The following is a 261-nucleotide window of genomic DNA, read 5'->3' on the forward strand; positions in this document are numbered from 1 at the left end:
GTCGTACTTTCCATCGTAATCACCTTCATTGGACTCTTGTCCGCCAACCAGTATATCGAAGCATTCATGAAGGGTGGTGCTGGCATGCTGGCTGGCTGCCTGAGCATCGGTCTTTCGCGCGCGACACTGGTTGTGCTAGACCAAGGACATATCATTGATACGCTTTTGTACCATGCTTCCAGTGTTCTGGATAAGATCCCGCCAACGATGAGTGCGGGAGGAATGTTTATCCTGCAAGCACTGATTCACTTTGTCGTACCA

General features: G+C 50.2%; 1 pseudogene. It reads left to right on the forward strand.

Annotated features, from left to right (window positions below):
- Window positions 1-261 (forward strand): annotated as a pseudogene (locus tag SB773_RS32735) (YfcC family protein); the annotation flags it as partial.

This window comes from Bacillus sp. SIMBA_074, from assembly GCF_046534555.1.
Taxonomy (GTDB): Bacteria; Bacillota; Bacilli; order Bacillales; family Bacillaceae_G; genus Bacillus_A; species Bacillus_A mycoides.